Source organism: Ancylobacter sp. GW821-FHT10E12, assembly GCF_058809335.1.
The window spans coordinates 97,367-123,858 of the sequence record NZ_JBXASN010000019.1; the positions used below are offsets into that span (position 1 = coordinate 97,367).

Here is a 26,492-nt window from a genome sequence, read left to right on the forward strand (position 1 = left end):
ATGACCGGATCCTTCTTCACCCAACACGCCCCGCTGGTCTTCGCCGCGGTCGCCACCTTCTGCGTCACCGTCTACGTCCTCGCCGACGGGCTCGACCTCGGGGTCGGCATCCTGTTCCTCGCCGCCCCGCGCGACGCCGACCGCGACCTGATGATGGCTTCCATCGAGCCGGTATGGGACGGCAACGAGACCTGGCTGGTCATGGGCGGCACGCTGCTGCTGGCCGCCTTCCCCGCCGGCTATTACGTATTGCTGCCGGCCTTCTACCTGCCGATCATGTCCATGCTGTTCGCGCTGATCTTCCGTGGCGTGGCCTTCGGCTTCCGCCTGCAGGCGACGCGGTTCCGGCTGGTCTGGGACCTCGCCTTCGCCGGCGGCTCGATGCTGGCGACCTTCTGCCAGGGGCTCATCCTCGGCGGGCTGATCGATGGCGTGCCGGTCGAGAACGGCATGTTCGCCGGCGGCCCCTTCAGCTTCCTCAGCCTGCTCGGCATTCTGTGCGGTGTCGGCCTCGTGGGCGGCTACGCGCTGATCGGCGCCGGCTGGCTGATCTGGAAGACCGACGGGCCCACCCAGGTCTTCGCACGGGAGATCGCCCATGCCGCTCTCATCCTCGTCGCCGCGATGATGGCGCTGGTGTGCGCCTGGAGCGCGTGGAGCGTGCCGGAAGTGGCGGCGCGCTGGTTCGCCTGGCCCGACATCGTCCTGCTCGCCCCGGTGCCGCTGGTGACGCTCGCCGTCATCGCCTCGATCTGGCGCGGCATCTGGGATGGCGCCGAGTTTCGCACTTTCCTGCTGTCGCTGGTGCTGTTCGCGCTCGGCCTGGTCGGCCTCGTCGTCAGCCTCTGGCCCTATGTGGTGCCGCGCTCGGTCACCGTGTGGGACGGCCTGTCGGACCCGCAGACGATCCGGTTCATCAGCGTCGGCGTGGCGGTGATCCTGCCCGTCGTGCTGGCCTATCAGGCACATGCCTACTGGGTGTTCCGCGGCAAGACCATGCATTACGCCCGCGCCTATGGCGGCGGCGAAGCCAACCCGCTCGGGAACGCCCGGCGATAAATCCGGGTGCCGCCTTCGCGCCCTTCGCCACCGGTAGCGCAGTACTCAGATCAGCCGCAGCCCCTTCAGGCTGGCATGGCCGTCCTTGCCGACGATGATGTGGTCATGCACCTCGATGCCGAGCGGCTTGGCCACATCGATGATGGTCTTGGTCATCTGGATGTCGGCGTTCGAGGGCGTCGGATCGCCGCTCGGATGGTTGTGGACGAGGATGATGGCGCTCGCCGACACTTCCAGCGCCCGCTTCACCACCTCGCGCGGATAGACCGGCGTGTGGTCCACCGTACCGCTCTGCTGCACCTCGTCGAGGATGAGCTGGTTGCGCTTGTCGAGGAACAGCACCCGGAACTGCTCGCGGTCGACAAACGCCATGGAGGCGCGGCAATGGGCGATGACCGCGCTCCAGGAGGACAGCACCGGGCGGGCACGCACCTGCGCCCGCGTCACCCGCTCCACCGCCGCGCCGACCAGCTTGAATTCGGTGACGATCGCCTCGCCGACCCCCTTCACCTCGCGCAGCCGTGCCGGCGGGGCGGCGATCACCTCGGCGAACGAGCCGAAGCGCTCGACCAGCTTCTTGGCCAGCGGCTTGACGTCCGCGCGCGGAACCGCGCGGAACAGCACCAGTTCCAAAAGTTCATAGTCCGGCAGCGCCGCGGCGCCGCCGGTACGGAAGCGCTCGCGCAGCCGCTCGCGGTGGCCGGTGAAATGCGGGGCCGCCTCGGCGAGGCCGGAAAGGTCCGTCGCCGCATCCGGCGGCGGCGGCGCCTGTGCAGCCGAACCGGCCGGCGGTGGTTCGTCGAGACCCGGCTTCGGCTTCATGCGTGTCCCGGCCCCGGTCAGGCGCTGCCGAAGATCGGCTTGTGATAGCCCTTCGGCGACAGGGTGAAGATCTCCACCCCGGTCTCGGTGACGCCGACCGAATGCTCGAACTGGGCGGAGAGCGCACGGTCGCGCGTCACGGCGGTCCAGCCGTCGGAAAGCACCTTCACATGCGGCCGGCCGAGATTGATCATCGGCTCGACGGTGAAGATCATGCCGGGCATCAGCTCCGGCCCCTCGCCGCGACGACCGACATGCACGATATTCGGCTCGTCGTGGAACAGCTGGCCGACGCCGTGGCCGCAGAAATCGCGCACCACGCTCATGTGCAGCGGCTCGACATAGTCCTGGATCGCCGCGCCGATATCGCCGACATGGCCGCCCGGCCGGATGGCGGCGATGCCGCGCATCATCGATTCATAGGTCACCTCAAGCAGCCGCTCGGCACGGCGGGGAATCTCGCCGACCGGGTACATGCGGCTCGAATCGCCGTACCAGCCGTCATAGATCAGCGTGACGTCGACATTGACGATGTCGCCCTCGCGCAGCGGCTTGTCGTTGGGGATGCCGTGGCAGACGACGTGGTTGATCGAGGTGCAGGTCGACTTGCGGTAGCCGCGATACATCAGCGTCGCCGGCAGCGCGCCGCTGTCCATGGCGAATTCGAACACCAGATTGTCGATCGCCTCGGTGCTGACCCCCGGCGCGACCATCTCATGGATGAGATCGAGCGCCTCGGCCGCCAGCCTTCCGGCGCGGCGCATGCCCTCGAAGCCTTCCGGCCCGTGCAGGCGGATCTGGCCGGTCTTCCTCAGCGGCGCGGCGGCCGCTTCCACATAGCTCATCGCGGGAAAGTCCCGATTCAGTCGAGGTTCGGATATCGTCCGGAATGTAAGCCATCCGGCGCCGTGCGCAAGGAACCCCTTGCGTCGCGGAGCCCGCGCGGCGGCGGGCGGGTCGGCCTCAGCCCAGCACCTTGCCCATATGGACCAGCCGGCGGTCGGGCATCTGCTCGACCCGCTCGATGGAGAAACCCTTGCGGCGATACCATTGGATGTTCGCCGACAGGGGCTCGCCGGTATAGAGCCGCACGGTGCCGCGCCCGATCTGGCGGGCGCGCGCGTCGGCGGCGGCGAGCATCACATTGCCGAAGCCGCGGCCCTGCGCCATCGGCGCGATGGCGAGGCTGTCGAGCAGCAGGTCGTCCGCGCGCGGCTCGAGGATGAGGACGGCGGAGAGCGCCTCCTCGCCGTCGATCACCCACACCTCGCGCTCGCGGAAGACCTCGCGGTAGTCCCAGAGCAGCGGCACCGGCTCCACCCCGAGCAGGATCCGGTTCTTGGCATAGGCGCGCCGCTGCACCTCCTCCACCGCCGGCAGGTCCTTGAGGCTGGCGCGCCGCAGCGTCGCCCCGCCGGCCTCCAGCGCCTCGGCATTGAAGACGCCGAGCGGCACGAGCTGGCGGCCCTCGGCGTCGAAATTCTCCGGCGCCAGCCAATGGGCGAAGGCATGCGCGCGCTGCGGCCATTCCGCGTCCAGCATGGAGAACCATGCGGTGTCGCGGTTGCGTCCCTTGACGATCATGTGCTGGCGGAAGACGCCCTCGAAGAGGAAGCCGTAGCGCTCCGCCGCGCGGCGCGAGGGCGCGTTCAGCGCGTTGCATTTCCACTCGTAGCGGCGATAGCCCAGCTCGAACACATAGCGCGCCATCAGCGCCATCGCCTCGGTGCCGCCCGGCGTGCGCATTAGCGCCGGCGTGTAGAGGATGTTGCCGACCTCGATCACCCGGTTGGCGGGGTCGATGCGCATCAGAGTGGCATGCCCGACCGCCTCGCCGCTTGCCTTGTCGATGATGGCATAGAGCAGCGGGTCGTCCTTCTGCGCCGCCGCGGCGTAATAGGCTTCGAAGGCCGCGTAGCTCTCGAACGGCTCGGCGCCGAGATAGGCCCACAGCCGCGCCTTCTCCGGCCCGTGCGAGCGCTGGTAGAGCGCGGGAGCGTGGCGGGAGACGTCGAAGGGCACGATGTCGACATGCCGGCCCTCCAGCGCGATTCGCGCGGGCCGCGGGGCCGGTCCCGCCTCGACGATCTCTCCAACGGGAAACGCAACCGCGTCTGTGCTCATCGAAAAACCCCGGCGCCAGGCGCGTTGGACGGGAAAGCTACGGGAACGGCTTGAATGCCGCCCGGTTCATGTGACACGAATGATGAAACTCCGAGCAATTTGCAACCTCGATGCCTTAATTCGACACGTCAGCGGATAGACTTGTGACCCCCATACATCGCCTCGTCCGCCCCATCCCGGCCTTCGACCGCATCGGCGAGGAGAACGCCTTCGCCGTGCTCGCCCGTGCCTCCGCACTGGCCGACCAGGGACGCGACATCGTCAATCTCGGCATCGGCCAGCCGGATTTCCGTACGCCCGAGCACATTGTCGAGGCGGCGGTGAAGGCGCTGCGCGACGGCCAGCACGGCTATACGCCCTCCACCGGCATCGCGCCGCTGCGCGAGGCAGTCGCCGCCGACATCCATCGCCGCCATGGTGCGCAGATCGATCCCGGCCGCGTCGTCATCGTGCCGGGCGGCAAGGTGACGATGTTCGCCGCCATCCTGATGCTGGGCGAGCCGGGCGTGGAAATCCTCTATCCCGACCCCGGCTTCCCCATCTACCGCTCGATGATCGAGTTCACCGGCGCCACCCCGGTGCCGGTGCCGATCCGCGAGGAAAACGGCTTCGCCTTCTCGGCGCAGGAGACGCTGGCGCTGATCACCCCGCGCACGCGGCTGCTGATCGTCAACTCGCCGGCCAACCCGACCGGCGGCGTCACCCCCAGGGCGGAGATCGACGCGCTGGTCGCCGGGCTGGAGCGGCACCCGCATGTCGCCATCCTGTCGGACGAGATCTACGACCAGTTCCTGTTCGACGGCGAGGAACACACGACGCTGCTCGCCTATCCCGAGATCCGCGACCGGCTGATCCTGCTCAACGGCTGGTCGAAGACCTATGCGATGACCGGCTGGCGCATGGGCTGGGCGCTGTGGCCGGAGGCGCTGTTCGAGGCGGTGCGCAAGCTGGCGGTGAACGCCTGGTCCTGCGTCAACGCTCCGGCCCAGTTCGGCGCGCTGGCCGCCCTCACCGGCCCGCAGGACTGCGTGGCGGCGATGGTCGCCGAGTTCGACACCCGCCGCCGGCTGGTGGTGGATGGGTTGAACAGCCTGCCGGGCGTGTCCTGCGCGACGCCGAAAGGCGCCTTCTACGCCTTTCCCAATGTCGCCGGCACCGGCTGGACCTCGTCGAAAGCACTGGCGAACGCGCTGTTGGAAACCGCTGGCGTCGCCACCATCGGCGGCCCGGATTTCGGCGTGTTCGGCGAGGGCTATATCCGCCTCTCCTATGCCAATTCGGCGGCGAACATCCGCCGGGCACTGGAGCGGATGGGCGATTTCCTCATCTCCGCCCGCGCCGCCTGAGGACGTCGCCATGCCGAGCAGCCTCGCCCCGATCGCCGCCTTCAGCATCGCCGTCGCGCTCGTCGCCGCGACGGCGATGCTGCGGCCCGCGCGGGCCGAGGAGCCGGCGGCCTGCCCGCCCGGAACGAGCGACGCGCGCGCCTATCTCGACTGCCTGGGCGGCGAGATGAAGGCCGGCGAGAGCGACCTCGCCCGCAGCCTCGCCGCCACCCACGCCGCCATCGCCGCGAGGGCCGATCTCGCCGAGGTCCAGCGCCGCCGCTGGCTGGCGCTGATCGAGGAGGCGCAGGGCCGCTTCGTGCACTGGCGCGATTTCGAGTGCCAGAGCATCGCCCCCTATGAGAGCGGCGACGAGACCACGGTGGGCGGACGCCGCATGGGCATCGGCTCGCTGGCGGAACGCATGCTGTGCCTCATTCGCGCCAACCGCGCGCGCGCCGCCGATCTCGCCCGCCGCTATCCGCCGCCGCAGGGCTGGGCGTATCAGGAGCCGGCGGCGCCCCCGACCGCGCCGGCCGCCGCCACCACCGGCATGCCGCGCATCATCGCTCCCTGACGCGAGCCGCCCGGCACCCGCTGCACCACGCTTGCCGCAGCCGCCGAATGAGGCGAACCTGCGCGCGAATCCGAACGGCGCCGCCGACGCGCCGACCCGAAACAGCATGAGGAAGGCCGCATGACGAAGGTTATCTCGATCGGCGAGGTCATGGTCGAGTTCGCCCGCGGCGCCGACGGCCGCTATGGGCTCGGCATCGGCGGCGACACGTTCAACACCGCCGTCTACCTCGCCCGCGCCGGCATCGACACCGCCTATGCCACCGCGCTGGGCGACGACCGCTATTCCGAGCAGATCGCCGCCGCCGCCGAGGCCGAGGGCGTCGACACCGCCTGCATGCTGCGCGCGCCCGGCCGCGTGCCCGGCCTCTATGTGATCGACACCGATGCGTTCGGCGAGCGCACCTTCAGCTATTGGCGCGACAGCGCGCCGGCGCGTGAACTGTTCGAGCTGCCCGGCTGGGAACGCATCGCCGAGGCGATCATCGAGGCCCAGGTCGTGTACCTCTCCGGCATCACCCTCTCGATCTATTCCAATGCCGGCCTCGGCCGGCTGCTGGCGACGCTGGAATTCGCCCGCGAGCGCGGCGCCAAGGTGGTGTTCGACGGCAATTACCGTCCCCGCAACTGGGGCGGCGACGTCGCCCGCGCCCGCACCGTCTACGCCCAGGCGCTCAAGCGGGCGACGCTCGCCCTGCCGACCTTCGAGGACGAGGCGATGCTGTGGAGCGACGGCTCGCCCGCCGCCACCGCCGAGCGGATCGCCACCTTCGGCGTGCCGGAGATCGTGGTGAAGAACGGCGCCGAGGGCGCGCTGGTGGTGGCGGGCGGCATCTCGCAACTGGTCGCCATTCCCGAGCCGGTACAGCCGGTGGACACCACCGCGGCCGGCGACAGCTTCAATGCCGCCTATCTCGCCGCCCGGATCGGGGGCAAGCCGCCGATTCTCGCCGCCGAGGCCGGCCATGCGCTGGCCGGGCGGGTGATCCAGCATCGCGGCGCCATTCTGCCGCGCACGGCGCATGCCTGATATCCATCGCCGGGATACATCGCCCGAACCACATGACGGCGCCGGGCGAGCGGGGCCAAGGCGTCAGCGGCGAATGTGACGCCGTGTTGCGAACGCTCTTGCGAACTAGTTGCAAACCATTGAAACAACTTGATTTTCGATGGCTTGATTTTCGCATGGCGACTGTCTAATCGGACGACCCCGGCGCGGCAGCGCCTTCCTTTAACGGAACAGGCGTCGATGGAACGGTCACAGCGGCTCGCGGCCGGCAGCGTGCTCGTCAGCATCGTGGTGCTGGCGCTGAAATACCTCGCCTACCGGCTGACCGGCAGCATCGCGCTGTATTCGGACGCGCTGGAAAGCCTGGTCAATGTCGGCACCGCGGTGGCGGCGCTGATCGCGCTCAAGGTCAGCGCCAGGCCGGCCGACGCGGCGCATCCCTATGGCTATGCCAAGGCCGAGTATTTCTCGGCGGTCATCGTCGGCGTGCTGATCGTGGTCGCCGCGCTGACGATCTTCCGCGAGGTCTATTTCGCCTGGCAGCAGCCGCACACGCTCGGCCTGGCGCCGGAAGGCCTCGCCGCCAACGCGATGGCCGGCGTGCTCAACGCGCTGTGGTGCTTCGTGCTGATCCGCGAAGGCCGGCGCCTGCGCTCGCCGGCGCTGGTGGCCGACGGCAAGCACCTCCTCACCGACGTGGTCTCCTCGGCCGCCGTGCTGGCCGGCATCGCGCTCGCCATGATCACCGGCTACGAGAAGATGGACCTCGTGCTCGCCGCGCTGGTGGCGCTCAACATCCTGTGGTCGGGCTGGGGGGTGCTGAAGGAGAGCATTGGCGGGCTGATGGACCAGGCGGTGCCCGGCGACACGCTGGCGCTGATCCGCGCCCGCATCGCCGCGGAGGCGGTCGGCGCCATCGAGGCGCACGACCTGCGCACCCGCCAGGCCGGGCGCGTGACCTTCGTCGACTTCCATCTCGTGGTGCCCGGCGAGATGGCGGTGAGCGAGGCCCACACCATCTGCGACCGCATCGAGGAGGCGCTGCGCGCCGAGGTGCACGACCTGTTCGTCACCATCCATGTCGAGCCGGAAGCCAAGGCCAAGCATGCCGGCATCCCGGTGCTGTGAACCCGGCCGCCGGGCCGGGTTTAGGACGGCAATATGCCCGGCTCTGGCGCCTAGGCCGACACCGGAGTGGCGCTGTCAGCGACCGGCCCGCAGCGCGCCCAGCAGCTCCGGCGTCGGATAGGAATCGGCCGGCAGGCCGAGCCGCATTTGCTCCACCTTCACCGCCTGCCGCGTCGCCGCGCCGGCAATGCCGTCGACCCGGCCGACATGGTGGCCGCGCGCATTGAGCAGCCGCTGCAATTCGACCACCTGCGCCTGCGAGAGCACCGGGATCGCCTTGCCCTGCCCCCGGTTGAACGCCGATGCGCCAGCCACCCGCGTGGCGAGATAGGCCGCCGAGGTGGCATAGGTCAGCGAATTGTTCCACTCGGTGAAGATGTCGAAATTGGGATAGGCGAGGAAGGCCGGCCCCAGGCGCCCCATCGGCAGCAGCACCGAGGCGGGAAGGTTGTCGGCCGGCAGTGGCGCGCCGTTCGCCCGCGTGACACCGAACCGCGCCCATTGCGCGCGCGGCAGCTTGGTGGAGAGGTCGGTCTGGTCCCAGGGCAGGTTTGCCGGCACGCGCACCTCCTCCAGCCAGGGCTGGCCGCGCGTCCAGCCGAGCGCCTTGATGTAGTTGGCCGCCGAGGCCAGCGCATCCGGCGTCGAGCGGATGAGGTCGACGCGCCCGTCGCCGTCCTCGTCGATGCCGTAGTTCAAATAGTGGTCGGGCAGGAACTGGAACTGCCCGAGTTCGCCGGCCCACGGCCCGCGCATGGTCTGCGGCGTGAGGTCGCCGCGGTCGATGATCTTCAGCGCCGCCATGAGCTGGGTGCGGAACATATCCGCCCGCCGGCAGTCCCAGGCCAGCGTCGCGATGGAGCGCAGGCTCGGCTTGTCGCCCATGAAGGCGCCAAAATCGGTCTCCAGCCCCCAGAACGCCACCAGCACCGCACCCGGCACGCCGAATTGCTGTTCGATACGGGCGAACAGCACCTGATTCTTCTGGATAAGCGCCCGCCCCTGCTGGATGCGGTAATTGGCAACCATGCGGTCGGAGAACTCGAAGAAGCTTTGCGCGAACACCTTCTGCCCGCGATCCGTGCCGGCGATGTCGGGAGCGTAAGTGATGCCGTCCAGCGCCGTGGCGACGGTGCGCGGCGAGACGCCCTGCGCCACGGCCTGCCGCTTGAAGCCGTCGAGCCACTGGGCGAATCCGGCGCCGTTGCTGCCGCAGGCCTGCGCCATCGCGGAGACGGGAATCGCCATCGGCGCGATCGTCATCGCGGCCAGCGCGACGGTACGGAGCCGGTTCTTCACGTTACGCATGGATGCCCCCAGAATTCTCGATGCGGCCATTGATAGCGAATCACGAGATTACAAGAAATGCGGCCACGGTGCGGTGACGCGTCGATCGCCGGGCCCGACGGCGAGTCTGGATTCGGGCAGGGCGCAATGACACAGATGAACCGCGCGAGCACGAGCCGGCGGGTGCCTGGACCGGTGGACGCTCGAACCAGTGGATGCCTTGGGGAATGATCCGATGAACGTCGTCATGCTGCTCTATCCGCGCCTCACCCAGCTGGACCTGACCGGACCCTTCGAGGTGTTCGCCCGCTTCCCGGAGCTGCATATCCACCTCGCCTGGAAGTCGCTCGATCCCGTCGCCGACGTCAGCGGCCTGCGGCTCCTGCCGACCACGACGCTTGCCAACTGTCCGCCGGCCGACATTCTGTTCGTCCCCGGCGGCCCCGGCCAGATCGACCTGATGGAGGACGACGAGGTCGGCGGCTTCCTGCGCGCGCAGGCGGAGCGCGCGACCTTCGTGACCTCGGTCTGCACCGGATCGCTGGTTCTGGCCGCCGCCGGGCTGCTGGGCGGATACCGGGCGGCGTGCCACTGGCTGTCGCTGGAGCAGCTGGCCTATTTCGGCGCCGAGCCCGTCGCCCAGCGGGTCGTGACGGATCGCAACCGAATCACCGGGGCGGGCGTCACCTCGGGCATCGACTTCGCGCTGACGCTGGCGGCGCAGCTCTTCGGCGAGGAACGGGCGCGCCGCGTCCAGCTGTTCATGGAATATGATCCGGCCCCGCCCTTCCCCGGCGGCTCGCCGCGAACCAGCACGCCCTCGGCGGTCGCCGCCATCCGCGAACAGACCGCCGGCTTCCAGGGCCAGCGCGATGCCGTCGCCCGCCGCGCCGCCGGGCGGCGTCATGATTGAGCCGCCAGACGCCACCGGAGATTCGCCCGCATGAACCCGTCCGAACCAGCCGCACGGCGCATCGTGCGGCCGACCGCCGCCGTGCTGGCCGTGGTGCGCCGGGAGGACCGGCTGATGCTGGTGCGCCGCGCCAATCCGCCGGATCAGGGGCGCTGGGGCTATCCCGGCGGGCGGATCGAATGGGGCGAGCCGTTTCTCGACGCCGCCCTGCGCGAGCTCGCCGAGGAAACCGGCATCCGCGCCGATTCCCCCGAGCTGATCGACGTGCTCGACTTCATCGAGGCCGACGAGGCCGGCGCCCTCGCCCATCATTTCGCGATGATCGCGGTCGCCTGCCGCTGGGTGTCGGGCGAAGGCGAGGCCGCCGACGACGCGCTGGAGACCGGCTGGTTCACCCTCGCGGAGGTCGCGCGAATGGGCGCCGCCGCCAGCGACAGAGTGGAGGCGATCGCCATGCGCGCGCTCGGCCTGCCGTCGCGGCGCTGAACGCAGGCTCCTCCTCAAGGCAAAACGGCCCCCGAAGGAGGCCGAGCCTGCCCTGGAATGCAAAGGGGCCTCCCGAAGGAGGCCCCTGCCGTCTCGTGTCGGGGGTCGGCTCAGTGGCCGCCGGCCGCTACCGGCGCCAGCGTGATGCCGTTGGCCTTGGCCCATTCGGCATTGCGGGCATGGTGCTTGACCAGCATCGGACGCAGGATGAACAGGGCGGCGAAGGCGGCCGAGATGTCCATGGCGGCGACGGTGTAGAGCACGCTCGACCAGGTGCCGGTGGCTTCCATCAGGATGTTGCCGAAAGGAACCAGCAGCGCGGCCACGCCCTTGGCGCAGTACAGGACACCGTAGATCTTGGCGACGTTCTTGGTGCCGAACGTGTCGGCGGCGGTGGCCGAGAACAGCGAGTACACCTCGCCCCAGGCCAGGAACACCACGCCCGACAGAATCAGGAACGCCCACGGATTGTGGCCGAACGTGCCGAGGGCGACGATGCCCACGCCTTCCATGAAGAAGGCGATGAACATGGTCCTCTCACGGCCGATATGGTCGGAGATCCAGCCGAACAGCGGACGCGAGATGCCGTTCAGGATGCGGTCGAGCATCAGCGCGAAAGGCAGGGCCGCCATGGTGATGAAGTAGAGGTTCACCTGGAAGTTCTTCACGCCGAGGTCTTCGGCGATGACGCCGAGCTGGGCCACGGCCATCAGGCCGCCGGTGACGGTGCCGATGAACATCGCGGCCAGCACCCAGAACACCGGGGAGCGAAGCGCCTCGCCGAGCTCATAGTCGCGGCGGCTCTGGGCAACCTTGTTGGAACCCTTGAGGTTCTTGGGCGGGTGACGCAGGAACACCGCGGCGATCATGATGACGCTGCCCTGGATCAGACCGAAGAACCAGAAGGTCTGGGAAACGCCAGAGGAGGCCAGCATGTTGGCGATCGGCAGAATGGTGAGGGCCGAGCCGGCGCCATAGCCGCCGGCGGTGAGGCCGACCGCGAGACCGCGCTTGTCCGGGAACCACTTGATCGCGGCGTTGACGCAGGTGGCATAGACCAGGCCGACACCGACGCCGCCAATGGCCGCACCGATGTAATACATGGTCAGCGTATCGGCGTAGGAATTGAACAGCCACGACAGGCCGGTGAAGAAGCCGCCGATGAACACCATCGCCCGCGGGCCGTACTTGTCGATGAAATAGCCCTCGATCGGCGCCAGCCAGGTCTGGACGACGACGAAGATGGTGAAGGTGGTCTGGATGGCCGCGCGCGACCAGCCGAATTCCTTGGTGATTTCAGGGACGAACAACGTCCAGGCGTACTGGATGTTCGCGGCGGCGACCATACAGATGACGCCGCATGCAAGCTGGATCCAGCGTGTCCGGCTGATGGAAGCGTCCATCGTCGAAAGGCTCGAAGTACTCAAGGCGTTCTCCTCTCCAATGTCTTGTGCGCCGCGGATCGGCGTTTTTCGGCGGTCGCTCGTCCCGATCGAACCGGAGATCGGCGCCGCCTGTTTTCATTGGCCTGGGGGACGAAGATGCCGCCGCCCCCGGGGCTGCCGCAGATGCGGCGCATGGTTCCCATTTATGTGTGCGGTTACCCAACCGGCCGCTCCCACCCGCCGTCGCGATTGCGACCGGTGGGGGACTGACGCAAGGTTGATAGGCCCGACCCGCTGAGGACATATCCTAATCTACAATATTATGTATGCCAATTGCCTTTTCGTCGATCGGACCCATGTCGAACAGAGCATTATTTTTGTATAAAACAGATGATATCGAGCCTATATTTCGCCAACACTGTCAGATGTTTTTCACAATTTTTGATAGATACTTCAGTTTATATAACGTCGAAATTGGACACTTTAGGTCATTTCAGCTGAATGACATCGATCAGTGAATTGAAACTCGGCGTCACGTCATCTTCTCGTCGCCCTCTCCCATCGACGATTTCCATCAAAATTCCCTATCGTCAACTTTGAATCGTTTCGATGGCGGCCGGGAATCAGCACAAATAAAAAGGGCGCACCTCGCGGCGCGCCCTCAAAAGGAAGGAAAGGATGGTCGGTGCCGATCACTCGGCGGGGACGGCACCCAGTTTGGCGGCCTCGGCGGCCTTGGCATGGGAGCGGCGCAGCGGCTTCAGGATCACCAGCGCCATGACGGCGGCGATGATGTTGAGCGCCGCGGCCGAGACGAACACCGCGTGCCAGCTGCCGGTCACCGTGGTCAGGATGCTGGTGAACGGCACGATCAGCGCCGCGGTGCCCTTGGCGGTGTAGAGCAGGCCCGCATTGGTTGTGGCGAATTTCGAGCCGAAGGCGTCGCCGCACATGGCGGGGAACAGGCTGTAGATCTCGCCCCAGGCGAAGAAGACGAGGCCGGTGAGGATGACGAACAGCACCGGGTTGTGGCCGAGCACGCTCAGCGCATAGATACCGACGCCCTCGATGGCGAAGGCGACGAACATGGTGTTCTCGCGGCCGATCTGGTCGGACACCCAGCCGAAGAACGGACGGGTCAGGCCGTTGAGCACGCGGTCGATGGCGGCGGCGAAGGTGAGCGCCGGCAGCGTGATGCCGATCAGGCTGACCGGGATGTCGGCAATGCCGAAATCCTTGGCGATCGGGCCGAGCTGGGCGGTCGCCATCAGGCCGCCGGCGGCCATCATGACGAACATCGCGTACATCACCCAGAACAGCGGGCTGGTGAGCATCTCCTTGGGAGAGAAGTCGCGGGCCGACTGGGCGACCTTCGCCACCATCGCGGCGACCTGGCCCTTGTACGGAGCGGCGAGGAACAGCGCGATCACGGTGATCACGATACCTTGGGCAAGGCCGAAATAGAGGAACGCCGCCTCGTAACCCTGATTCTTGATCATGTTCTGGATCGGAATCACGGTCAGCGCCGAACCCGCGCCGAAGCCGGCGGCGGTGATGCCGGCCGCCAGGCCGCGCTTGTCCGGGAACCATTTCAGCGAGTTGCCGACGCAGGTGCCGTACACGGCGCCCGCACCGATACCGCCGAGCGCGGCGGCGATGTAGAGCGTGGTCAGGCTGGTGGCGTACGCGTTCATCACCCAGGCGAGGCCGCAGAACACGCCGCCGAACAACACCACGACCCGCGGGCCGTATTTGTCGACGAACCATCCCTCGATCGGCACCAGCCAGGTCTCGGTGACGATGAAGATCGAGAAGGCCACCTGGATGGCGGCGCGGTCCCAGCCGTGACGCTCCTGCATCGGGCCGACGAAGAACGTCCAGCCGTACTGCATGTTGGCGATCATGCACATGCAGATCACGCCGAACACCAGTTGCAGCCAGCGGGTTTTATTCACAGATGACGTAGCGGGAGTTGTCATGGCTTCCTCAAACGTTTCCCAACGTAATGGCTCGGCTGTTCGCCGTATTGTTTTTGGTAGCTTCCGTATCGTCAGCGCGCTTCGAGCGGTCTGAGCTGACGGATCGGAAGCATGTATACTACATAATTTTAAATATGCAAAATTTTGCATACCAGCAATGCAAGAAAAAATACCCTGCGTGATGACGCAACGTAATATTCCCTAACGTCATTACTTAACGTCAACTAGTGACGCACCGTAAGACATGCCGATACGGAGGCGCTGCCCGCCGCCCTGCCGTCCGGCGCGTCGGCGGCGCGGACGGCGAAGGTAAGGATTGCACGCGCCCGGTGTGGTATACGATGATCGCTCGCGTCGACCTCTCCAAGGATTCGCGCGAGCCGGCAGCGGTCTCGACACCGGTGCCGGCACGGACCGGAAGGAACGGCCGCATAATCGAAGACGAGGGAACCGCCCGTGGAAGCCGCCGACAGTCAAGCCCGCCTGAACATCGCGCCCCTCGCCGCCAATACCAGCCTGCGTGCCCTCGCCTATGACGCCATCAAGAAGGCGATCACCGAGATGGACATGTACGGGCAGGAGAGCGAGATCCGGCTCGACGAGCGGCAATTGTCGCAGGACCTCGGTGTCAGCCGCACGCCGATTCGCGAGGCGCTCACCGTGCTGGAGCAGGAGGGCTTCGTGCGCTCGGTGCCGCGGCGCGGCATTTTCGTGGTGCGCAAGTCCAAGCGCGAGATCATCGAGATGATCACCGTCTGGGCGGCGCTGGAAAGCATGGCCGCCCGGCTGGCGGCGACCCGCGCCAGCGACCGCGACCTCGCCGAGCTGCGCGACGTGTTCCACGATTTCGAGGCCGAGCCGCCGGCCGACCACATGAACGAATATTCCGACGCCAATATCCGCTTCCACCAGACCGTCATCCGGCTGGGCGGCTGCGCGATGATCGGCGAGATGACGGCGAACCTGTTCATTCACATCCGCGGCATCCGCGCCGTGTCGATGCGCCAGGAGAATCGCGCCGAGCGCTCGCTGCAGGAGCACCGCGCCATCATCGCCGCGCTGACGGCGCGCGACGCCGACCTCGCCGAGCGGCTGGTGCGCGAGCACACGCTGGGCCTTGCCGCCCATGTGGAAAAGCACGGCAAGTTCCTCGCCTGAACACGAGCGGGCCGCTCGTCCGGGCACCGCCCGCAGCCCCCTGCCCGTCCCCCGCCGCAGCGCAACCCGCCGTCGGCCGGACGCGCGAGCTCTCCGCGTGGGCTTTCCGCTCGGCCGCCTCGCCGGTTGCCGCCTCGCGAACATTTCGTCCACCTGCGCATCAAACTGTTCAGGCGGTCTCGCCATGCGCCTTTCGTCGTGGTATATTGCATACGCAACGATGGAACGCACAATGCCAAGGCCTCATAGAAGGCCGGTCCATCGGGCAAATCGATGTGGGACGGGAAGCGCCGCGGTCTCCGCGGACACGGGGATCGCCGATTGACATGCTGGTATTTGGTATGCCAAATTCCGTGAAAATCCGCCTCGGGTACTTCCCGGAGAGGGTTTTGCCGTGAATACGAAGGCAGTTCTGAACAAAAGGTGGCAGAGCGGCGACAATGGCCTGGCCATTGAGCGTCTGCCGGCGAAGGAGAGCTTCAAGAGCAAGGCCTATGCCGCTCTCAAGGAAGCCATCACCAACATGAACATCTACGGCTCCGACGAGCCGTTGCTGCTCGACGAGCGGGATATTTCGGAGCGCCTTGGCGCAAGCCGCACGCCGATCCGCGAAGCGGTGGCGATGCTGGAGCAGGAGGGCCTGCTCAGGGCGGTGCCGAGGCGGGGGATTTTGGTGGTTCGCCGCACCAAGGCCGAGATCATCGAGATGATCGAGGCCTGGGCGGCACTGGAAAGCATGGCGGCTCGCCTCGCCACGTCACGCGCAAGCGACGAGGCGATCGCCGGACTGAGGGCCTTTTTCAAGGAGTTCGATCTCTCCCGGATCGAGCGCGAGCGGTGCGACGAATATTCGACCGCGAATATCGCGTTCCACCAGGCGCTGATCCGGCTGAGCGGCTCCTCTCTTCTCGCGGCGATGACGGACAACCTGTTCTTCCACGTTCGGGCCATCCGCCATCGCACGATCTTCGAGATGGACCGGGCGCAGCGTTCGGCCTCCGACCATCTCGAGATCATCCAGGCACTCGAGGCGCGGGACGCGGACCGCGCCGAGCGGTTGGTCCGTGACCACACGCTCCGGCTGGCGAAGCACGTCGAGAGCCACGTAGACCTTGACTAGGCGGCGGGCCGGCCACGGCATGGGTCGTCGACCGACGAGGGGAAGTGAAGGCATGGGAGAGGAAGGAATGGGAGCAGCAAAGACGCCGGCGGACACGCCAGCCGCCGATCGCCTGCCGAGGATCCGCCGCCGTGACGGCGCGGGTCGCCCGCAATCCCTTTCACATGCCCAGTTTCCGCGTCTGGCAGGCCCGACGCTCTAGCAACGATCCATCAGAAACGGTGCAGACAAGATTTTCCGGGAGGAAGCGGGATGTCCGCAGTAGCACAGGTGATTGACGCAACTAACGCCGCCGACGACGAAGTGGAGCTGACAGACGGCTTCCACCTCGTCATCGATGCGCTCAAACTCAACGGCATCGAGACCATCTACGGTGTGCCGGGCATTCCGATCACCGATCTGGGCCGCATGGCCCAGGCCGAAGGCATCCGTGTCGTCTCGTTCCGCCACGAGCAGAACGCCGGCAACGCCGCCGCCATCGCCGGCTTCCTCACCAAGAAGCCCGGCATCTGCCTCACCGTCTCCGCGCCCGGCTTCCTGAACGGTCTGACCGCTCTCGCCAACGCGACGACCAACTGCTTCCCGATGATCCTGCTCTCCGGCTCGTCCGAGCGCGAGATCGTCGACCTGCAGCAGGGCGACTACGAGGAGATGGACCAGCTGGCCATCGCCAAGCCGCTCTGCAAGGCCGCCTTCCGCGTGCTGCACGCCGAGGATATCGGCATCGGCGTCGCCCGCGCCATCCGCGCGGCGGTCTCCGGCCGTCCCGGCGGCGTCTATCTCGACCTGCCGGCCAAGCTGTTCTCGCAGGTGATCGACGCCCAGAAGGGCGCCAAGTCGCTGGTGAAGGTCATCGACGCCGCCCCGGCGCAGCTGCCGGCTCCCGCGGCGATCAAGCGCGCGCTCGACGTGCTGAAGTCGGCGAAGAAGCCGCTGATCATCCTCGGCAAGGGCGCCGCCTATGCCCAGGCCGACGAGGAGATCCGCGCGTTCATCGAGGATTCCGGCATCCCCTTCCTGCCGATGAGCATGGCCAAGGGCCTGCTGCCCGACACCCATCCCCAGTCGGCCGGCGCGGCGCGCTCGACCGTGCTGAAGGACTCGGACGTCGTGCTGCTGGTCGGCGCCCGCCTCAACTGGCTGCTGTCGCACGGCAAGGGCAAGACCTGGGGCGATGCGCCCAAGAAGTTCATCCAGATCGATATCGAGCCCAAGGAAATGGACTCGAATGTCGAGATCGTCGCCCCGGTGGTCGGCGACATCGGCTCCTGCATCGCGGCCCTCAACGAGGGCATCAAGGCCGGCTGGCAGGCCCCCCCGTCCGAGTGGATCGAGGACATCAAGTCCCGCAAGGAGATCAACATCTCCAAGATGGGCCAGCGCCTGCTCAAGAACTCCACCCCGATGGACTTCCACTCGGCGCTCGGCGCGCTGCGCACCGTGATCAAGGAGCGTCCCGACGCCATCCTGGTCAACGAAGGCGCCAACACGCTCGACCTCGCCCGCGGCGTCATCGACATGTACCAGCCGCGCAAGCGCCTGGACGTCGGCACCTGGGGCGTGATGGGCATCGGCATGGGCTTCGCCGTCGGCGCGGCGGTGGAGACCGGCAAGCCGGTTCTGGCGGTCGAGGGCGACAGCGCCTTCGGCTTCTCCGGCATGGAGGTGGAGACGATCTGCCGCTACAACCTGCCGGTCTGCATCGTGGTGTTCAACAATAACGGTATCTATCGCGGTCTCGACACCGACCCGACCGGCCGCGACCCCGGCACCACCGTGTTCGTCAAGAACTCCCGCTACGACAAGATGATGGAGGCCTTCGGCGGCATCGGCGTGAACGTCACCACACCCGACGAGCTGAAGCGCGCCGTCGACGAGGCGATGGACTCGGGCCGCCCGACCCTCATCAACGCGGTCATCGATCCGGCGGCCGGCAGCGAGAGCGGCAATATCGGCAGCCTGAACCCGCAGAGCGTCGTCAAGAAGAAGAGCTGATCGACACCGGGCGGGCGGAGCCAGCTCCGCCCGCCCCTCAATGCCAACCCTACCCAACGCCAAATCTACCCAATGAACGAATCGCACCGGCGCAAACGCCGGGCACAACTTCGAGAGGGAAACTCATGGGCAAGGCACTGGACGGAGTCCGCATCCTCGATTTCACCCATGTTCAGTCCGGCCCGACCTGCACCCAGCTTCTGGCCTGGTTCGGCGCCGACGTGATCAAGGTGGAACGTCCCGGCGAAGGCGACGTCACGCGGGCTCAGCTGCGCGATGTCCCGAATGCGGACAGTCTCTATTTCACCATGCTGAACTCGAACAAGCGTTCGATCACGCTCGACACCAAGAACCCCGAGGGCAAGAAGATCCTCGAGGACCTGGTGAAGATCTGCGACGTGATGGTGGAGAATTTCGCTCCCGGCGCGCTCGATCGCATGGGCTTCACCTGGGAGCGCATCCAGGAGCTCAATCCCCGTATCATCCTCGCCTCGGTGAAGGGCTTCGGCCCCGGCCCGTTCGAAGACTGCAAGGTCTACGAGAACGTCGCCCAGTGCACCGGCGGCTCCGCCTCCACCACCGGCTTCCGCGACGGCCTGCCGCTGGTCACCGCGGCGCAGATCGGCGATTCCGGCACCGGCCTGCACCTCGCCCTCGGCATCGTCACCGCGCTCTACCAGCGCACGTTGACCGGCCGGGGCCAGAAGGTGCTCTGCGCCATGCAGGATTCGGTGCTGAACCTGTGCCGCGTCAAGCTGCGCGACCAGCAGCGCCTGGAGCGCGGCCCGCTGCGCGAATACAGCCAGTTCGGCGAGGGCCTGCCCTTCGGCGACGCGGTGCCGCGCGCGGGCAATGATTCCGGCGGCGGCCAGCCGGGCCGCATCCTGAAGTGCAAGGGCTGGGAGACCGATCCCAACGCCTATATCTACTTCATCACCCAGGCGCCGGTCTGGGCCAAGATCTGCGACATCATCCACGCGCCCGAGTGGAAGACCGATCCCAATTACGCGACGGCCGCGGCCCGGCTGCCGCATCTCAACGAGATCTTCACCCGCATCGAATCGTGGACCATGGCCCACACCAAGTTCGAGGCGATGGATATCCTCAACAATTTCGACATTCCCTGCGGCCCGGTGCTCTCGATGAAGGAGATCGCCGAGGATCGCTCGCTCTACGCCACCGGCACGCTGGTGGAAGTGGAGCACCCCACGCGCGGCGCCTATCTCACCGTCGGCAACCCGATCAAGCTGTCGGACAACGACGTGCCGGTGGAACGCTCGCCGCTGCTCGGCGAGCACACCGAGGAGATCCTCGCGCAGGTGCTCGGCTTCGATACCGGCGCCATCGACGCCATCAAGGCGTCGGGCGCGGTCGGCGAGCCGGTGCGGGTGGCGGCCGAATAGCGGAGCGACATGAGAGTGCACCGGCGCCGGATCCGCATCCGGCTTCGTGCGAACGAGACCTGAGGTGGCGAGAAGAAGTCGTGAACATTCCGATGTCCGAGATTCCGATGTCGCAACACCACCTGGGACGTATTCCGCCAGCCTGACCGGCGGAGCACGGGGAGAAGTAGGTTCCAGCGCCCCCGCGGGCCGGAACCCATTCTACGGCACGGTCGGGAGAGCCGCCGTGCCGAACGAAGCCAAACGCTAAAGGGAAGTCGACCGAGATGTCCAAGCCGCTCGAAGGTATAAAGATCATCGATTTCACGCACGTCCAGGCGGGTCCCGCCTGCACGCAGCTCCTCGCCTGGTTCGGCGCCGATGTGATCAAGGTTGAGCGTCCCGGCGCGGGCGATGTCACGCGCTCGCAGCTGCGCCACGTCAAGGACGCGGACGCGCTCTACTTCACCATGCTCAACTCCAACAAGCGTTCGCTGACGCTCGACACCAAGACGGCCCAGGGCAAGGAAGTCCTGACCAAGCTGATCAAGGAATCGGACGTCATGGTCGAGAATTTCGGCCCCGGCGCGCTCGACCGCATGGGCTTCACCTGGGAGCACATCCAGGAGCTCAACCCGGGCATGATCCTCGCCTCGGTGAAGGGCTTCTCGGAAGGCCACGCCTATGAAGACCTGAAAGTGTACGAGAACGTCGCGCAGTGCGCCGGCGGCGCCGCGTCCACCACCGGCTTCTGGGACGGCCCGCCGACCGTGTCGGCCGCCGCGCTCGGCGACAGCAACACCGGCATGCATCTGGCCATCGGCATCCTCACGGCGCTGCATGCGAAGATCAAGACCGGCAAGGGCCAGAAGGTCGCCGTGTCGATGCAGGATTCGGTGCTGAACCTGTGCCGCGTGAAGCTGCGCGACCAGCAGCGCCTCGACGCCCTCGGCTATCTCGAGGAATATCCCCAGTATCCGCATGGCGAGTTCTCGGACGTGGTGCCGCGCGGCGGCAACGCGGGCGGCGGCGGCCAGCCGGGCTGGGTGCTGAAGTGCAAGGGCTGGGAGACCGACGCCAACGCCTATATCTACTTCACCATCCAGGGCCACGCCTGGGCGCCGATCTGCAAGGCGCTGGGCAAGCCGGAATGGATCGACGATCCGGCCTACAACACCGCCGAGGCCCGTCAGGACAAGATCTTCGACATCTTCGCCTTCATCGAGAGCTGGCTCGCCGACAAGACGAAGTTCGAGGCCATCGACATCCTGCGCAAGTTCGACATCCCCTGCGCTCCGGTGCTGTCGATGAAGGAAATCGCCAACGACCCGTCGCTGCGCAAGAGCGGCACCGTGGTCGAGGTCGATCACCCCAAGCTCGGCAAGTACCTGACCGTCGGCTCGCCGATCAAGTTCTCGGACGTGTCGGTGGAGATCACCGCCTCGCCGCTGCTCGGCCAGCACACCAACGAAGTGCTCGCCGATCTCGGCTATTCCCAGGAAGAGATCGTCGCCCTGCACGACGCCAAGGCCGTCTGAGCGAGAACCTTCAGCCGATCGGGCTTCGGCCTGATCGGCGCTTCGGCCGGCGGCGCTCGCCGTTCCGGCCTCCACCAGATCGGCGGCGCGTGCCTGAATGAGGCGGCGCCGCCCGCGAGCCTCCCGGAGCAGAACGCTCTGGGGTCTGTTCCAACCGGACGAGAGGTCCGGCCCGGGTCAGCCTCCCGACGTTCGGTTCCTCCTAGGCGACTGAGCCGGCGCTCCGTCACACGGGCGCCGGCCATTTTTTTGCGTGGCACCCGCGAGGCCATGGCAAGGCGGCGCCTTCGGCCGGATGCCGGTGGCGGCCTTTCTCCCGGACGGCCTTCGGAAAGCCGGCACCCGGCGCCGCATCGACACCCGGCGGCCGGCGCTCACATCGGCGGCAGCACCGTCGGCGGCACGATCGGCGCGCGCGTGGTCGCGGCAACCGGAAAGCGTATCTCGACGCCGCGGCCGGCCTGGCCGAACGCCGGCACCGAGGCTCCGCATTCCATCGCCGAGCCGGCATCGGGCTGCAGCGCATAGCGGAAACAGGCCGGCAGCAGCGACGGCAGGGCGTAGCGGCCGACCGCCGCGAAACCGGAAGCCACGAAGCCGTCCTCCCGTTCCGGCGCGCCGAACGTGTCGGCGGCGATCGCCGAGCCGCCGATCCGGCAGCGGCGGCTGGCCGGGAACGGCTCCCAGCGATGGACGACGGTGTTGTGGTCGCTGCGCGTCGCGAAGGGCAGATGGGCCTGCATAGGAGCCGGGTGCACCGGCGTCGATGATTCGCCAGGCGACACCGCCAATCCGCCCATGGCACCGGCGAATCGTCCGGCCTGCCAAACGAGGGCGGTGAGCTCATCCCCCGTCGGCACGTTCAGTTCGGGAAGGATCGTGAGGTAGTCGAGCCATTCCTCGAACAGCTCCTGGCGCCGCGTGCAGTCCGGCCGCAGCCATGACGACTTCAGATAGGCGACGCCCTCGACCGGCTCCACCGGCGTGCCGAGTTCATCCAGCGCAACCGCGACCTCGCCGCCGATCACCACATAGGGCGTATCGTCCGGCCAGCCGCGGGCCAGATGCAGCCCCATCCGCCATTCCGGCACATCGTCGAACCGTTCGGAGTGAGGCACCTTCCAGAGCTTCATGACGCGTCCCGTCGGTAGTGAGGAAAGCACAACTATACCTATAGTTGTTTTCAACACAACCTGAACGTGCCCGTTGCCGCCTGCCGGTCTACAGCCCGGAATAACGCGTCGTCAGCCGCTGCGCCGCCTCGCGCACGCGCCCCCCGAGGTCGACGATGCGCTCGGGCGACATCCGCACCGTCGGCGCCGAGATCGAGATCGCCCCGACCGGCTCGCGCCATTCGTCGAGCACCGCGGCGGCGACGCAGCGCATCCCCGGCGTGTGCTCCTCGTCGTCGATGGCGTAGCCGCGCTCGGCGATCTCGGCGAGATCGGCCTGCAGCGCCCGCCGGCTCACATGGGTGTGCTCGGTGAAGCGCTGGAGCTGGTCGCCGCCCAGCCAGGCGCGGCGCGCCTCCTGGTTCATCGCCGACAGGATCGCCTTGCCGCCGCCCGAGGCGTGGATCGGCAGGTCGCCGCCGATGCGGAAGAAGGCGCGCACCGCCGCATGGCTCTCGACCTGCGCCACGCAGACCAGCCGCGGCCCGTCGATCAGCGACAGGTTCACCGTCTCGTTCACCCCGGCCGACAGCTCGCGCAGCAGCGCGCGGGAGATCTCCGGCAGCTTGCGGATGCGCAGATAGGTCGAGCCGATGCGGAACAGCCCGAGCCCGACCATCCAGTGGCCGGTCGCCGGATCGTTGCCGACCAGGCCGCGCCGGTCCAGCGTGGCGAGCAGCCGGTGCACGGTGGAGGTCGGCAGCTCGGCGCGGCGGGCGAGCTCGCTCAGCGTCATGCCGTCGGACAAGGCCAGCACTTCCAGCAGCGAGATGGCGCGGTCGAGCGACTGCACCTCGCCGCCATTCTCCGCGGTGCCCGATGACGACGGGCGCCCGCGGCGGCGGATGCTGGTGGCGGGCTCACTCATGGACGTCCTCCGTTGGCCGGCGCGCGACCGCCGCCCGCTCGCCCCGAGGCGGTCCCTCAAGGTGGTTTCCCTCATAAAGGCCCAACTCACGGTTTTTCGCAAACCAGAAATATATCCCGTATTGCGGAAATGCGATCGCCATGGCATGTTTCCCGCGATTTCGGAAATTCATCCCGCAGCGCGGGAATGATGAGCCGATCGGGATGCGGTCCCGCCGGCGCCGGAGAGTTGAGAAAAGGGTCCGACACGCTGGCGCGGGGCACCGCCGGCCCTGCAACGAGCAGGGCGATGCCCGTGCCGGACGGGTCACCGACAGGGTCGCCAGGAGGAAATGCCATGGCCAAGATGCGTGCCGTCGATGCTGCTATCCGGGTTCTCGAGAAGGAAGGCGTGACCGTCGCCTTCGGCGTGCCGGGCGCCGCGATCAATCCGCTTTATTCCGCCATGCGCGCGCATGGGAAGACGCGCCATATCCTGGCGCGCCATGTCGAGGCCGCCTCGCACATGGCCGAGGGCTATACCCGCGCCAAGGCCGGCAATATCGGCGTGTGCATCGGCACCTCCGGCCCGGCCGGCACCGACATGATCACCGGCCTCTATTCCGCCGCCGCCGATTCGATCCCGATCCTGTGCATCACCGGCCAGGCTCCGCGCGCGCGCCTCTACAAGGAAGACTTCCAGGCCGTCGACATCGAATCGATCGCCAAGCCGCTCGCCAAGTGGGCCGTCATGGTCCGCGAGCCGGCGCTCGTCCCGATGGTGTTCCAGCAGGCGTTCCACGTCATGCGCTCCGGCCGCCCCGGCCCGGTGCTCATCGACCTGCCGATCGACGTCCAGCTCGCCGAGATCGAGTTCGACGAGGACACCTACGAGCCGCTCGCCGTCTACAAGCCGAAGCTGACCCGCAAGCAGGCCGAGAAGGCCATCGCCATGCTGAACGAGGCGGAGCGCCCGCTCCTCGTCTCCGGCGGCGGCGTCATCAATGCGGACGCCTCCGACCTGCTGGTCGAGTTCGCCGAGCTCACCGGCGTGCCGGTCATCCCGACCCTGATGGGCTGGGGCACCATCCCGGACGACCACGACCTGATGGCCGGCATGTGCGGTCTGCAGACCTCGCACCGCTACGGCAACGCGACGCTGCTCGCCTCCGACTTCGTGTTCGGCATCGGCAACCGCTGGGCGAACCGCCATACCGGCTCGGTCGACGTCTATACCAAGGGCCGCACATTCATCCATGTCGACATCGAGCCGACCCAGATCGGCCGCGTGTTCGGCCCGGATCTCGGCATCGTCTCCGACGCCGGCGCGGCGCTGGAGCTCTTCATCGAGGTCGCCAGGGAATACAAGGCGGCCGGCAAGCTGAAGGACCGCTCGGCCTGGGCGCGGGAATGCCTCGACCGCAAGAAGACCATGCACCGCAAGAGCCACTTCGACAACGTGCCGCTCAAGCCGCAGCGCGTCTACGAGGAGATGAACGAGGCGTTCGGGCGCCACACCCGCTACGTCTCCACCATCGGCCTGTCGCAGATCGCCGGCGCGCAGTTCCTCAGGGTCTACGAGCCGCGCAACTGGATCAATTGCGGCCAGGCCGGCCCGCTCGGCTGGACGCTGCCGGCGGCGCTCGGCGTGCGCGCGGCCGACCCGGATGCCGAGATCGTGGCGCTGTCGGGCGATTACGACTTCCAGTTCATGATCGAGGAACTGGCGGTCGGCGCCCAGCACAAGCTGCCCTACATCCATGTCGTGGTGAACAATTCCTATCTGGGCCTGATCCGTCAGGCGCAGCGCGGCTTCAACATGGATTTCGAGGTCTCGCTGGCCTTCGACAACATCAATGCCGAGGAAAACGCCGGCTACGGCGTCGACCATGTGGCGGTGGCCGAGGGCCTCGGCTGCAAGGCGGTGCGCGTGTCCTCGCCCAACGAGTTCAAGGACGCCTTCACCCGCGCCAAGGCGCTGATGAAGGAGCACCAGGTGCCGGTGGTGATGGAGTTCATCCTGGAGCGCGTCACCAACATCGCCATGGGCGTGGAGATCGACGCGGTCAACGAGTTCGAGGAAGTGCTCGACCTGCCGCTGGAATCCGCCAAGGAAACCGCCTGATCCCGACGACACGGCGCCGATTGTCGCAGCTGCCGGGTGCAGCCGCGCCATCGCAGGCGCCGTGTCACCTTTTCGCCGCTATCGTGAGGCGAAGGCCCGGCGAGCCGCCACAAGCGTCTCGTCGCGCTTTCCCCGAAGTCCAGCCATCCTGTTCAGGAGCGGTCCATGCCCCGTTTCGCCGCCAATCTCACCATGCTCTTCAACGAGGTGCCGTTTCTCGATCGCTTCGAGAAGGCAGCAAGCGCCGGTTTCACCGGCGTCGAGTATCTCTTCCCCTACGACTTCCCGGTGGAAGATCTCGTCGCCAGGCTGAAGGCCAACAATCTCAGCCAGGTCCTGCATAATCTGCCGGCCGGCAACTGGGGCGCCGGCGAGCGCGGCATCGCCATCTTCCCCGACCGCGTCGACGAGTTCCGCGCCGGCGTCGACAAGGCGATCGCCTATGCCACCGCGCTCGGCTGCCCGCAGGTCAACATCCTCGCCGGCATCGTGCCGGCCGGGGCGGATCGCGAAGTGCTGCACAAGACCTTCGTCGAGAACCTGAAATTCGCCGCGCCGAAGATCAAGGAAGCCGGCCTGAAGCTGCTGATCGAGCCGATCAACACCCGCGACATTCCCGGCTTCTTCCTGAACTACACCAGGCAAGCCAAGGCGATCATCGAAGAGGTCGGCTCGGACAACCTGTTCATCCAGTACGACATCTATCACATGCAGATCATGGAGGGCGATCTCGCCCGCACCATCGAGGCCAACCTGCCGCTGATCGCGCATGTGCAGCTCGCCGACAATCCCGGCCGCAATGAGCCCGGCACCGGCGAGATCAATTACGGCTTCCTGTTCAAGCATCTCGACGCCATCGGCTATGCCGGCTGGGTCGGCTGCGAATACAAGCCAAAAGGCGACACGGCGGCCGGCCTCGGCTGGATGTCGGCGCTCACCGGCGCCGCATGAACGCCGGCACTCGACACTTCAAGGTCTAGGACAAAGAGGAAAGAAAATGGCTAAGGTTGGATTTGTCGGGCTCGGGATCATGGGCGCGCCGATGGCCGGGCACCTGATCGAT

General features: G+C 67.1%; 22 protein-coding genes. 14 read left to right on the plus strand and 8 right to left on the minus strand.

Annotated elements, in window-relative coordinates; all coding sequences use genetic code 11:
• On the plus strand, positions 1 to 1,059 hold the full coding sequence (gene cydB / locus AC1RU4_RS22200) for a cytochrome d ubiquinol oxidase subunit II (protein WP_492893324.1): 1,059 nt from the start codon (positions 1 to 3) through the stop codon (positions 1,057 to 1,059).
• A gap of 45 nt (positions 1,060 to 1,104) precedes the next feature.
• On the opposite strand, the gene radC is transcribed toward cydB, so the two are convergent.
• The 3 genes from radC to AC1RU4_RS22215 form a co-directional block, all read right to left on the minus strand.
• Complete coding sequence (gene radC, locus AC1RU4_RS22205) at positions 1,105 to 1,881, minus strand: RadC family protein (protein ID WP_492893325.1); 777 nt, start codon at positions 1,879 to 1,881, stop codon at positions 1,105 to 1,107.
• Between the two features lie 17 nt (positions 1,882 to 1,898).
• Positions 1,899 to 2,726 carry a type I methionyl aminopeptidase gene (gene map / locus AC1RU4_RS22210; RefSeq protein ID WP_492893326.1) on the minus strand — a complete coding sequence of 276 codons (828 nt, stop codon included), beginning with the start codon at positions 2,724 to 2,726 and terminating at the stop codon, positions 1,899 to 1,901.
• Positions 2,727 to 2,844: 118 nt separating this feature from the next.
• Positions 2,845 to 4,005 (minus strand): GNAT family N-acetyltransferase, encoded by a 1,161-nt coding sequence (locus AC1RU4_RS22215; protein WP_492893327.1) that lies wholly within the window; start codon positions 4,003 to 4,005, stop codon positions 2,845 to 2,847.
• 143 nt (positions 4,006 to 4,148) lie between these two features.
• Here AC1RU4_RS22215 and AC1RU4_RS22220 point away from each other — a divergent pair, with 143 nt between their 5' ends.
• From AC1RU4_RS22220 to AC1RU4_RS22235, 4 genes are all read left to right on the plus strand, one after another.
• On the plus strand, positions 4,149 to 5,351 hold the full coding sequence (locus tag AC1RU4_RS22220; RefSeq protein WP_492893328.1) for a pyridoxal phosphate-dependent aminotransferase: 1,203 nt from the start codon (positions 4,149 to 4,151) through the stop codon (positions 5,349 to 5,351).
• Between the two features lie 10 nt (positions 5,352 to 5,361).
• Complete coding sequence (locus tag AC1RU4_RS22225; RefSeq protein WP_492893329.1) at positions 5,362 to 5,907, plus strand: lysozyme inhibitor LprI family protein; 546 nt, start codon at positions 5,362 to 5,364, stop codon at positions 5,905 to 5,907.
• 120 nt (positions 5,908 to 6,027) lie between these two features.
• Positions 6,028 to 6,936: a sugar kinase gene (locus tag AC1RU4_RS22230; RefSeq protein ID WP_492893330.1), complete on the plus strand. Its 909-nt coding sequence runs from the start codon at positions 6,028 to 6,030 to the stop codon at positions 6,934 to 6,936.
• Between the two features lie 219 nt (positions 6,937 to 7,155).
• Positions 7,156 to 8,043, plus strand: coding sequence for a cation diffusion facilitator family transporter (locus tag AC1RU4_RS22235; RefSeq protein WP_492893331.1), 888 nt, complete (start codon positions 7,156 to 7,158; stop codon positions 8,041 to 8,043).
• Positions 8,044 to 8,118: 75 nt separating this feature from the next.
• On the opposite strand, the gene AC1RU4_RS22240 is transcribed toward AC1RU4_RS22235, so the two are convergent.
• A complete protein-coding gene (locus AC1RU4_RS22240) occupies positions 8,119 to 9,351 on the minus strand; it encodes a lytic murein transglycosylase (RefSeq protein ID WP_492893332.1) in 1,233 nt (410 codons plus the stop codon).
• A 214-nt stretch (positions 9,352 to 9,565) separates the two neighbouring features.
• Between AC1RU4_RS22240 and AC1RU4_RS22245 the strand changes: the two genes are divergently transcribed.
• Together AC1RU4_RS22245 and AC1RU4_RS22250 are read left to right on the plus strand one after the other, a co-directional pair.
• Positions 9,566 to 10,243: a DJ-1/PfpI family protein gene (locus AC1RU4_RS22245; protein WP_492893333.1), complete on the plus strand. Its 678-nt coding sequence runs from the start codon at positions 9,566 to 9,568 to the stop codon at positions 10,241 to 10,243.
• Between the two features lie 30 nt (positions 10,244 to 10,273).
• Positions 10,274 to 10,729 carry an NUDIX hydrolase gene (locus AC1RU4_RS22250; RefSeq protein ID WP_492893334.1) on the plus strand — a complete coding sequence of 152 codons (456 nt, stop codon included), beginning with the start codon at positions 10,274 to 10,276 and terminating at the stop codon, positions 10,727 to 10,729.
• 110 nt (positions 10,730 to 10,839) lie between these two features.
• Here AC1RU4_RS22250 and oxlT (AC1RU4_RS22255) read toward each other — a convergent pair whose 3' ends face one another.
• Both oxlT (AC1RU4_RS22255) and oxlT (AC1RU4_RS22260) read right to left on the minus strand, forming a co-directional pair.
• Complete coding sequence (gene oxlT, locus AC1RU4_RS22255) at positions 10,840 to 12,132, minus strand: oxalate/formate MFS antiporter (protein ID WP_492893335.1); 1,293 nt, start codon at positions 12,130 to 12,132, stop codon at positions 10,840 to 10,842.
• A gap of 674 nt (positions 12,133 to 12,806) precedes the next feature.
• A complete protein-coding gene (gene oxlT, locus AC1RU4_RS22260) occupies positions 12,807 to 14,093 on the minus strand; it encodes an oxalate/formate MFS antiporter (RefSeq protein WP_492893336.1) in 1,287 nt (428 codons plus the stop codon).
• 456 nt (positions 14,094 to 14,549) lie between these two features.
• On the opposite strand from oxlT (AC1RU4_RS22260), the gene AC1RU4_RS22265 reads away from it, so the two are divergent.
• The 5 genes from AC1RU4_RS22265 to frc (AC1RU4_RS22285) all read left to right on the plus strand — a co-directional run bounded on the left by AC1RU4_RS22265 (position 14,550) and on the right by frc (AC1RU4_RS22285) (position 21,286).
• Positions 14,550 to 15,251, plus strand: coding sequence for a GntR family transcriptional regulator (locus AC1RU4_RS22265; protein ID WP_492893337.1), 702 nt, complete (start codon positions 14,550 to 14,552; stop codon positions 15,249 to 15,251).
• Between the two features lie 394 nt (positions 15,252 to 15,645).
• Positions 15,646 to 16,371 carry a GntR family transcriptional regulator gene (locus tag AC1RU4_RS22270; protein ID WP_492893338.1) on the plus strand — a complete coding sequence of 242 codons (726 nt, stop codon included), beginning with the start codon at positions 15,646 to 15,648 and terminating at the stop codon, positions 16,369 to 16,371.
• A 252-nt stretch (positions 16,372 to 16,623) separates the two neighbouring features.
• The gene (gene oxc / locus AC1RU4_RS22275) at positions 16,624 to 18,366 is read left to right on the plus strand and encodes an oxalyl-CoA decarboxylase (RefSeq protein WP_492893339.1); all 1,743 of its coding nucleotides are present in this window, start codon (positions 16,624 to 16,626) and stop codon (positions 18,364 to 18,366) included.
• Between the two features lie 125 nt (positions 18,367 to 18,491).
• Positions 18,492 to 19,769: a formyl-CoA transferase gene (gene frc, locus AC1RU4_RS22280; protein ID WP_492893340.1), complete on the plus strand. Its 1,278-nt coding sequence runs from the start codon at positions 18,492 to 18,494 to the stop codon at positions 19,767 to 19,769.
• A gap of 266 nt (positions 19,770 to 20,035) precedes the next feature.
• Positions 20,036 to 21,286: a formyl-CoA transferase gene (gene frc / locus AC1RU4_RS22285; RefSeq protein WP_492893341.1), complete on the plus strand. Its 1,251-nt coding sequence runs from the start codon at positions 20,036 to 20,038 to the stop codon at positions 21,284 to 21,286.
• A 374-nt stretch (positions 21,287 to 21,660) separates the two neighbouring features.
• Here the strand turns inward: frc (AC1RU4_RS22285) and AC1RU4_RS22290 are convergent, their stop codons facing one another.
• Together AC1RU4_RS22290 and AC1RU4_RS22295 are read right to left on the minus strand one after the other, a co-directional pair.
• Positions 21,661 to 22,419 carry a hypothetical protein gene (locus AC1RU4_RS22290; protein WP_492893342.1) on the minus strand — a complete coding sequence of 253 codons (759 nt, stop codon included), beginning with the start codon at positions 22,417 to 22,419 and terminating at the stop codon, positions 21,661 to 21,663.
• An 88-nt stretch (positions 22,420 to 22,507) separates the two neighbouring features.
• Positions 22,508 to 23,326: an IclR family transcriptional regulator gene (locus tag AC1RU4_RS22295; protein ID WP_492893343.1), complete on the minus strand. Its 819-nt coding sequence runs from the start codon at positions 23,324 to 23,326 to the stop codon at positions 22,508 to 22,510.
• A 336-nt stretch (positions 23,327 to 23,662) separates the two neighbouring features.
• On the opposite strand from AC1RU4_RS22295, the gene gcl reads away from it, so the two are divergent.
• Both gcl and hyi read left to right on the plus strand, forming a co-directional pair.
• On the plus strand, positions 23,663 to 25,429 hold the full coding sequence (gcl, locus tag AC1RU4_RS22300) for a glyoxylate carboligase (RefSeq protein ID WP_492893344.1): 1,767 nt from the start codon (positions 23,663 to 23,665) through the stop codon (positions 25,427 to 25,429).
• 165 nt (positions 25,430 to 25,594) lie between these two features.
• Positions 25,595 to 26,380: a hydroxypyruvate isomerase gene (gene hyi / locus AC1RU4_RS22305; protein WP_492893345.1), complete on the plus strand. Its 786-nt coding sequence runs from the start codon at positions 25,595 to 25,597 to the stop codon at positions 26,378 to 26,380.
• Positions 26,381 to 26,492: the final 112 nt, after the last annotated feature.